Origin of the sequence: Oceanobacillus sp. J11TS1 (genome assembly GCF_018333215.1) — a bacterium.
Taxonomy (GTDB): domain Bacteria; phylum Bacillota; class Bacilli; order Bacillales; family Amphibacillaceae; genus Oceanobacillus.
On sequence record NZ_BORO01000015.1, the window covers coordinates 75,706 to 84,819 of the forward strand.

7 protein-coding genes, 2 tRNA genes and 2 other annotated features are annotated in these 9,114 nt (G+C 37.9%); of the genes, 7 read left to right on the forward strand and 2 right to left on the reverse strand.

All coding sequences use genetic code 11. The features are described from left to right. Nucleotides 1-15 precede the first annotated feature (15 nt). Nucleotides 16-954: a YaaC family protein gene (locus tag KI343_RS12790; protein WP_212926822.1), complete on the reverse strand. Its 939-nt coding sequence runs from the start codon at nucleotides 952-954 to the stop codon at nucleotides 16-18. 268 nt (nucleotides 955-1,222) lie between these two features. On the opposite strand from KI343_RS12790, the gene guaB reads away from it, so the two are divergent. The 4 genes from guaB to KI343_RS12810 all read left to right on the forward strand — a co-directional run bounded on the left by guaB (nucleotide 1,223) and on the right by KI343_RS12810 (nucleotide 6,187). Then, on the forward strand, nucleotides 1,223-2,695 hold the full coding sequence (gene guaB / locus KI343_RS12795; protein ID WP_212926814.1) for an IMP dehydrogenase: 1,473 nt from the start codon (nucleotides 1,223-1,225) through the stop codon (nucleotides 2,693-2,695). A 277-nt stretch (nucleotides 2,696-2,972) separates the two neighbouring features. Further along, the gene (locus KI343_RS12800; RefSeq protein ID WP_244856904.1) at nucleotides 2,973-4,313 is read left to right on the forward strand and encodes a D-alanyl-D-alanine carboxypeptidase family protein; all 1,341 of its coding nucleotides are present in this window, start codon (nucleotides 2,973-2,975) and stop codon (nucleotides 4,311-4,313) included. Between the two features lie 63 nt (nucleotides 4,314-4,376). Beyond that, nucleotides 4,377-4,609, forward strand: a binding site (T-box leader). 73 nt (nucleotides 4,610-4,682) lie between these two features. Further along, nucleotides 4,683-5,960: a serine--tRNA ligase gene (gene serS, locus KI343_RS12805; protein WP_212926815.1), complete on the forward strand. Its 1,278-nt coding sequence runs from the start codon at nucleotides 4,683-4,685 to the stop codon at nucleotides 5,958-5,960. Nucleotides 5,961-6,094: 134 nt separating this feature from the next. Next, a tRNA-Ser gene (locus tag KI343_RS12810) sits at nucleotides 6,095-6,187 on the forward strand. Nucleotides 6,188-6,267: 80 nt separating this feature from the next. Here the strand turns inward: KI343_RS12810 and KI343_RS12815 are convergent. Next, nucleotides 6,268-7,014 (reverse strand): GTP pyrophosphokinase, encoded by a 747-nt coding sequence (locus KI343_RS12815; RefSeq protein WP_212926816.1) that lies wholly within the window; start codon nucleotides 7,012-7,014, stop codon nucleotides 6,268-6,270. Between the two features lie 145 nt (nucleotides 7,015-7,159). Beyond that, nucleotides 7,160-7,366 (forward strand) — a binding site (T-box leader). A gap of 91 nt (nucleotides 7,367-7,457) precedes the next feature. Here KI343_RS12815 and proC point away from each other — a divergent pair. The 3 genes from proC (at nucleotide 7,458) to KI343_RS12830 (ending at nucleotide 8,768) form a co-directional block, all read left to right on the forward strand. Further along, the gene (gene proC, locus KI343_RS12820; protein WP_212926817.1) at nucleotides 7,458-8,276 is read left to right on the forward strand and encodes a pyrroline-5-carboxylate reductase; all 819 of its coding nucleotides are present in this window, start codon (nucleotides 7,458-7,460) and stop codon (nucleotides 8,274-8,276) included. Between the two features lie 28 nt (nucleotides 8,277-8,304). Next, nucleotides 8,305-8,592: a TIGR04104 family putative zinc finger protein gene (locus KI343_RS12825; RefSeq protein ID WP_212926818.1), complete on the forward strand. Its 288-nt coding sequence runs from the start codon at nucleotides 8,305-8,307 to the stop codon at nucleotides 8,590-8,592. 103 nt (nucleotides 8,593-8,695) lie between these two features. Then, nucleotides 8,696-8,768 (forward strand) — tRNA-Arg (locus KI343_RS12830). Nucleotides 8,769-9,114: the final 346 nt, after the last annotated feature.

The following is a 9,114-nucleotide window of genomic DNA, read 5'->3' on the forward strand; positions in this document are numbered from 1 at the left end:
TCCAGAAAAAGAACCTTAATCAAAGTTTCGTAATAAATGCTCGCTGATAAGCGTTGGTGTTTTTTGCTGCGTTACTTTTAAAAATTGTTGAATAAACGGATATTCCCTATCTGCTTTCATTTGGATGAGTTCTCCCCACCATTCTGTTTCATACCTGCAAATCATACTCAAATTAAACAAGAGAATATAATGCGCTAAAACTTCAGAATAAGGGAAGTAGTTTGCCCGGTTAGATGGGAAATAAATAAACTCATTATCCAAATGATAACGAAAAGGTCCGTTCCAGTTATGGATTGGTTTTGCAAGATAAAGATGCAGTTCCCCCTTTTTTTGTTGCATATCGTTGATCGAAGGCAAGTAAGGACGAATACGCTCTACAAAAGTTTCTTCTTTTAAATGAAATGCATCTAAAATAGTCGCTGGAAAGATAAGCTGTCTATGGTGTTTTTTTCCGACAACAGTCATGGATTCTTCTTTATAGAGCTTCCATATATTGCTCAGCTCAGGAATGGTACTTAACAGCAAACGCATAGAAACACGATCTAATGGAAAAGGGCTGAAAGAAAATAAGTAGCGGCTGACATATGGAAATAATCCTTGCTGCTGAATTTTGACTTCATCCTCTAAAAATCGATAATCTTTTCGTTTTCTTTTTCGTGTAGTCATACCATGAGCGAGTACTGCTGTCGTTTCAGGATAATCAGGACGTTTCGTTAGCAGCCACCCTTTTAAGAGGTGCACCATTCCATAAAAAGATAGAACTGGCTGAACCACCAAGCTGCTTTTTTTACTTGATTCCATAAAACTTTTTCCATGCCCAAGATAATGTACAAAGGCAGTGCTATTTTGATAACTTTTGGCAGTCGCATCACTTAGGAAATGGTATCTTTCTCGTAAGTAGTTTTGGGCATTTTCTTGCACAGTTAAAAATTGAAATACGTCTTCATAATGCATCAATCCTCCAGCTCCATAACTATTAAAATATTTTGAATGTATCCTCTATTTATTCTTCTATGTAGGTGGCTTGAAAAAGTGCAAAAGATAGAGTAATGTAAGTAAAAATAGATATTTGCTACTGCTTTCACTGGAAAATATTAAAAAAGCAGTTTCTAAAGATTAGTATGTCTTTATCATTTAGAGATATACGAGGAAAAACTGTATAGTATCCATGAAATGAAGTGAAAATATGTTGTGAATTCAATGATTGGAGGATGAGCTAGCAATGAGAGAAGACAAATTTGCAAAAGAAGGTTTAACGTTTGATGATGTATTACTTGTTCCTGCAGAATCGGAGGTTTTACCGAATCAGGTGGATTTAAGTGTTGATTTATCATCAAACCTAAACCTTAAATCACCGTTTATCAGTGCTGGAATGGATACCGTTACGGAAGCGGAAATGGCGATTGCAATGGCACGTCAAGGCGGTTTTGGAGTTATCCATAAAAATATGTCTATTGAACAGCAAGCAGAAGAAGTAGACCGTGTGAAGCGATCAGAAAGTGGTGTTATCACGAACCCATTTTTCTTAACCCCTGAGCATCAAGTATATGATGCTGAACACCTAATGGGAAAATATCGTATTTCTGGTGTTCCAATTGTAAATAATACAGAGGAACAAAAGCTCGTCGGTATTTTAACCAATCGTGATTTACGTTTTGTTGAGGATTATTCCATTTTAATTTCAGAAGTGATGACAACAGAAGAATTAGTAACAGCGCCAGTTGGAACGACACTGGACGAAGCAGAGAAGCTTCTGCAAAAGCATAAAATTGAAAAATTGCCTCTCGTTGATAATAACGGAATTCTAAAAGGATTAATTACAATTAAAGACATTGAAAAGGTTATTGAATTTCCAAACGCAGCAAAAGATTCACAGGGACGGTTAATCGTAGCAGCTGCAGTAGGCGTTACAGGCGATGCAATGAAACGAATTGAAAAATTAGTTGACGTTGGCGTTGATGCGATCGTCATTGATACGGCACATGGTCATTCTAAAGGCGTTCTTAACCAATTAACGCATATCCGAGAGTCATATCCTGATTTAACAATCATTGCCGGAAATGTTGCAACAGCAGAAGGAACAAGAGCTTTGATTGAAGCGGGAGCATCTGTTGTAAAAGTAGGTATTGGTCCTGGATCAATCTGTACAACACGCGTGGTTGCAGGTGTCGGTGTACCACAAATCACGGCTGTTTATGACTGTGCTTTAGCAGCAAAAGAATACGGTGTTCCTGTCATTGCTGATGGCGGTATTAAATACTCTGGCGATATTGTGAAAGCATTAGCAGCAGGTGCACATGCGGTTATGCTGGGAAGTATTTTTGCAGGTACTGCAGAAAGCCCTGGAGAAACAGAAATTTTCCAAGGACGTCAATATAAAGTGTACCGCGGAATGGGATCAGTCGGAGCAATGCAAGCAGGATCCAAAGATCGCTATTTCCAAAGTGAATCCGATAATAAAAAACTTGTGCCAGAAGGTATTGAAGGACGCATCGCATATAAAGGTCCTCTTACAGAAACTTTCCACCAACTAGCAGGCGGACTACGTGCTGGTATGGGGTATTGCGGAACGAAAACATTAGAAAGCCTAAGACAAGATTCCCAATTCATCCGAATTACAGGGGCAGGTTTAAAAGAAAGTCACCCACATGATGTGCAAATTACAAAAGAAGCACCGAATTATTTTGCACAGTAATAAAGGAAAGTGCAGAGAGCCTGAAGTCTCCTCGTTATTGGCGCTGAGCTAGACGATTATTTTTAGCCCAAGAATAAATTTTTCCTAATGATATAAGGAACGAATTCACCAATAATATATGATGACAAATTTGTGTCATACGGTCGTAAAAAAAATAGATGGAGGATGTTGCTCCATCTATTTTTTTATAAATTTTTATGGTAAAATGTGAGACATGCTCAGCAGAATACATAGAAATTATGTACAAAGCTATATTATTAAACGGAGGTACAGTAATGTGAGAAAGACTATGAAAAAATTGTTTCTTTTGGTGGCTACAGTAGCACTTGTTTTAACATCTTTAGCAACACCAATCACATCTGTTTATGCGGATGAAGTAGATTTAGTGGCGGAATCAGCCATTTTAGTGGATGCAGATACTGGAAAAGTTTTATATGCAAAAAATCCAGATGTTGCATTGCCTCCTGCTAGCATGACGAAAATGATGACAGAATATCTTGTTTGGGAAGCAGTCGAAAATGGAGATATTTCTTGGGATACAACAACAGAAATAAGTGATTATGCATATAGCATATCTGCAGATACATCATTCTCTGGTGTTGGCTTAAAGCAACAACAGGAATACACAGTGAAAGAATTATATGAAGCAATGGCGATTAATTCAGATAATGCTACAACAATTGCTCTAGCAGAGTTAATTGCAGGATCTGAAGGAAACTTTGTAAAAATGATGAATAAAAAGGGAGAAGAATTAGGTCTTCCAGAATTTAAATTTGTAAACTCTACGGGACTAGATAATGAGAGCCTAGGAGATAATTATCCAGAAGGAACTGGTCCAAATGATACGAACTTGCTATCTGCTCGTTCTGCAGCCATTCTAGGTACTGCACTCGTGAATGATTACCCGGAAGCTTTAGACATTTCCAGCATACCGACAACGGAATTTGATGGCCAAGAAATCGATAACTGGAATTATATGCTTGATCACGATGCTGAATATTTAAAGCAATATCATTATGAGGGCGTTGATGGATTAAAAACTGGATTTACTGACCTTGCAGGATACTGTTTCACTGGAACAGCGGAACGCGATGGCCGACGTTTAATCTCTGTTGTTATGAAAACAACAAGTGATACAGAGCGTTTTGAAGAGACTGCAAAATTATTAGATTATGGTTTTGATAAATATGAAACGCAAGAATTATTCCCTGCTGGATATCAAGAAAAGGGCGAGGAAACACTTCCTGTAGCAAAAGGAAAAGATAAGGAAGTAAACATTGGTATTAGCGAAGGCATCCAAGTTCCTGTGAAATCAGGGGAAGAAGAATTATATCATTTAGAATATACGATTAATGAAGATATGCTGAATAGTAATGGCGAACTAGAAGCGCCAATAAAAGCTGGTGAAGTAATTGGTACTGCAAAAGTTGTCTACGATGGGGAAGAAGAAGATTATGGCTATATTACAGAAGACGGCAGCAAAGGTGAATATGAATTAGTAGCTGCTGATTCTGTTGAAAAATCCAATTGGTTCATGCTTACTTTACAATCTATTGGCAACTTCTTTGTGAATATGTTCCAAGGTGCATTTGATTGGGTTAAAGGGCTTTTTAGCTAATCTTTGTAGAAAACTTGCAACATGGTATGAAATAGCTTATGATATACAATAATTCAAGGAAATTATAATGTGTTGATAGGAAATAGTAGCTGTCTTTTCTATCTCTAGAGAGCTAATGACAGGTGAAAATTAGCGTTAGAATACAGTGAATCCATCCTGGAGCATGCTTATAGAAGTGAGTAGTAACTCATGAAGTAAGCACGGGGATACGACGTTATTCGTATAAGAAGCCGGAAGAATCCAAGTTGATTCTTCAATTAGGGTGGCAACGCGGGAAGTATACTCTCGTCCCTTTTTATAAGGGACGGGAGTTTTTTAATGTCTTTAAGAAATTTGTTAAATGAAAAAAATTATTTAGGAGGTAATTTTATGTTAGATATGAAATATGTACGAAATAACTTTGATGAGGTAAAGAACAAATTAGCACATCGCGGAGAGGATTTAGGGGATTTAGACAAATTCGGTGAACTGGATATCAGAAGACGTGAATTAATTGCAGAGACAGAGCAGTTGAAGGCAAAGCGAAATGAAGTAACAAAGGAAATTTCTGTGTTGAAACGCGAGAAGAAAGATGCGGAATCTGCTATTGCAGCAATGCGTGAAGTTGGAGAAGAAATTTCTAAGCTGGATAAAGAATTAAAGGAAATTGAAGAAAACTTAGAACAGATTATGCTTTCTATTCCCAATCTGCCTCATGAGAGTGTGCCAGTGGGAGAAGACGAGGACGATAATGTCGAAGCTCGCAAATGGGGAACATTGCCGGAGTTTTCCTTTGAAGCACAGCCACATTGGGATGTTGCAACAAATTTAGATATTTTAGACTTTGAACGAGCTGCAAAGGTAACTGGAAGCCGCTTCGTTTTCTATAAAGGACTAGGAGCAAGACTTGAACGTGCCTTATTGAATTTCATGATGGATCTGCATGCGGATCAACATGGTTATCAGGAAATGCTTCCTCCATACATTGTAAACCGTACAAGTATGACAGGAACAGGACAGCTCCCAAAATTTGAAGAGGATGCATTTAAGCTAGAGGAATGGGATTATTTTCTGGTTCCAACAGCTGAGGTTCCTGTAACGAATTATCATCGTGAAGAAATTTTAACAGTGGATGATTTACCGAAAAAATATGTCGCATTTAGCGCTAGTTTCCGTTCTGAAGCGGGGTCTGCTGGAAGAGATACACGTGGTTTAATTCGCCAGCATCAGTTTAATAAAGTAGAGCTTGTGAATTTTGTGAAACCGGAAGACTCTTATGAAACATTAGAAAAGTTGACTGGTGAAGCGGAGAAGGTATTACAGTTGTTAGAACTGCCTTATCGTGTTATGAGCATGTGCACAGGTGATTTAGGCTTTACAGCCGCGAAAAAATACGATATTGAAGTATGGATACCAAGTCAGCATACGTATCGTGAAATTTCCTCTTGCTCTAACTTTGAAGATTTCCAAGCGCGCCGTGCAGGTATTCGTTTCCGCCGTGAAGCAAATGGAAAACCAGAATTTGTTCATACATTAAATGGTTCTGGTCTTGCATTAGGACGTACAGTTGCAGCTATTTTAGAAAATTATCAGCAGGAAGATGGAAGTGTTGTTGTTCCAGAAGTATTGCGCCCGTATATGGGCGGCGTAGAGGTTATTGGAAAGTAACTTCTAGCATAGAGAATCTCTTATTTTGAGGTTCTCTCTTTTTTTGCTGAAAAATGTTGACAAATAATATTTACGAATGATATAGTATATTTTGTTCGCCGAGGGATAAGCGAATGGAAGTTTTTAATATTTATGGAGGTATACCCAAGTCTGGCTGAAGGGGTCGGTCTTGAAAACCGAGAGGCGGGTCAAACCGCGCGGGGGTTCGAATCCCTCTACCTCCTCCATTTAAAACAAACGTAAAAAATTGGAGATAAAAACCCGTAGCTTTCGAGCTGCGGGTTTTCTAATATATATATAATTAAATTTATTTTTTATCTCTTTTCTCCATCAATGATTCCAGTAACTGTTTTGGCAGCGGGAAGCGTTTATTATCCAGCGGCAGAAAATCGAGCTGATTATCTGCATTTTTATCTTCTTTTGCCTCTTTCATTTCCTGATGAAGAAACTCCATCTTCTCGTCTAATTGATTCGCAATATTTGCGCTGGTTGTTAGTTCTTCAACAAGATGAGCCGGCACTTTGCCATCATATTTATAATAAATTTTATGCTCCAAGCTCGCCCAGAAATCCATGGCAACGGTACGAATTTGAATTTCAATAAAGACTTCTTCTTCACAATCGGAGAAAAAGACAGGAATCGACAAAATCAAGTGGAGGCTTTTATATCCATTTGGTTTTGGATTCTTAATATAATCTTTGATTTCAATCACTTTTATATCTTGTTGCCCTTGGATTATCTCACTGATCTTATAAATATCAGATATAAAGGAACAAACAATTCGAATGCCCGCAATATCTTTAATATGTTTACCAATAGAATCCTGCGTAATTGGAACATTTTTGCGCTGACACTTCCTTAAAATACTTTCCGGTGATTTAATACGTGATTTTAAATGTTCAATTGGATTATAGTCGTGAATATGTTCAAATTCTTCCTGAAGGATATGAAGCTTTGTATTCATTTCATCCAATCCAAATTTGTAACGAAGCATAAAGCGCGTAAGTTCTTTTCGTACGGCTTTTAATTGATTTATTTGTTTTGAATCATCCATTGATAAAATTCCTTTCTGGCTTTCATTCATGTACAATAATTATAGCAAAGATCAATTTTTTTGGCAGATGAAAAGACGTATGAATTTTGCTGAATTGATACTGCTTGACAAAAGTATGACAAGGCCTTATAGTACAATTCAATAAATAAATACGTTGAACGGACCAGTAATTTATGTGTGTTTACCACAGAGAGGAAATCCAATGGCTGTAAGATTTCTGTAGATGCCTTTATGAACCTATCCGGGAGTATGTTAGTGTATGCTAACTGCAGGAAGCTGCATTATCAATGAAAGTGGATAACTTTTATCAACAAAGGTGGTACCGCGGAATAATACTGATTCCGTCCTTTACAGAGGATGTGTAATCAGTTTTTTTTATTGTTTATTTCGTTTGGAAAATAGATGAACAAATGAATGAATATATAATACGAGGAGGAAAGTACATGGATAAAACAATTGCGTTTTTTGGTGCGGGAAATTTAGCAGAGGCAATTATTGCTGGAATTACCAGAGCCGACGTTGTGTCAAACGATCAGGTACTTGTTACAAACCGCAGCGATAACACACGATTAAACTTGATTGCCGAAAAATATGGTGTCACATGTGGCCGAAATAAGGAAGAAATGATCCATGATGCAGATATTCTTATTCTTGCTATGAAACCTAAGGATGCGAGTGATTATTTAAACTGGCTTAAAGATTATATAAAGCCCCAACACGTAGTTATTTCCGTCATTGCAGGGTTATCGATTGAACAGATGGAAAAAACGCTTGGTGAAGGAATACCTGTTATTCGAACTATGCCGAACACTTCCGCTTTAATTGGACAGTCAGCAACAGCTATTTCTAAGGGGACCTATGTGCAACCTAGCCAGCTCCACCTTGCAGAAGAACTTTTTCAGACGGTAGGTACAACTAAAATTGTAGATGAAAAGGATATGCACACAATTACGGCGATTGCAGGCAGTGGCCCGGCATTTTTCTACTATATGGTGGAAGCAATGGAGAAAGCAGCGATTGAAGCTGGATTAGATCAAGATACAGCGTTAGAGTTATTAGCACAAACCGTGATTGGAGCAGGTAAAATGCTTGGATCATCTGGTGAAGAACCTGAACAGCTGCGTATTAATATTACAAGCCCATCAGGCACCACAGAAGCTGGTTTAAAGCAGTTAATGGGAAATGGTTTTGATAAGATTGTGAAGGCGTGCGTAGAGAGTGCGAGAGAGCGATCTATAGAAATTACAAATGGACAGAAATAATTAATTTCTTAAAGAAGGGGGAAATCGGATGCATACACCAGAATGCAGCTATTGTGGGAAACGATGGAGCTACGGCCAGACCTTTAAGCAAGTGTTTAAGATTAAAATGATTTGTCCACATTGCGGGGAAGAGAATTATTACCATGCCAATAAAAAAGGAAACTGGCTCCCTTTATTAGCAGTCCCTGTTTTGTTAGGATTAGTCATTCTATTGAAGCTATCCTCAGTGGGGATTATTCTTATTGGCTGTTTCCTAATGATTCTTCACTTTTTATCTATTCCTTATCGCACGCGATTGCAGAGAACAGGAAAATAAATGCAAACACCTTACTTTGCAAAACGGCTAAGATTTAGTATAATACGATTGTTCGTTTATTTTTTCCTTAAGGATAGTATCAAGATTTTAAGGAGAAAAAAGAGCCCTCGTAGCTCAGGGGATAGAGCATCGGTTTCCTAAACCGTGTGTCGCAGGTTCGAATCCTGCCGGGGGCATTACAGGTTCATGCCTACCAACGCTGTATTATTTTTGGGATGGTTTACACCTTAATTAGATAAACGGCTCAACGTCATTTTTCATTCTCTTATTTGTACTGATAAGATTATTGGAAGATGGCGTTTTTTAATGTTAAGCTGAACCCGCTCGAACAGCCCTCCACCTCAATCCGAACGCGCTCGAAAAAGAGAAAAAGCGCTCCATCCCAAGTCGAACCCGATTAAGTCCATATAATTGTGTAAAAAGGGGAAATAAAAAAAGAGCCATATTAATTCCTTATGATACAATGTTTTCAACGACGATAAACAAAGTAGGAGGAATTAATAATGACTCAATTACAGTTTA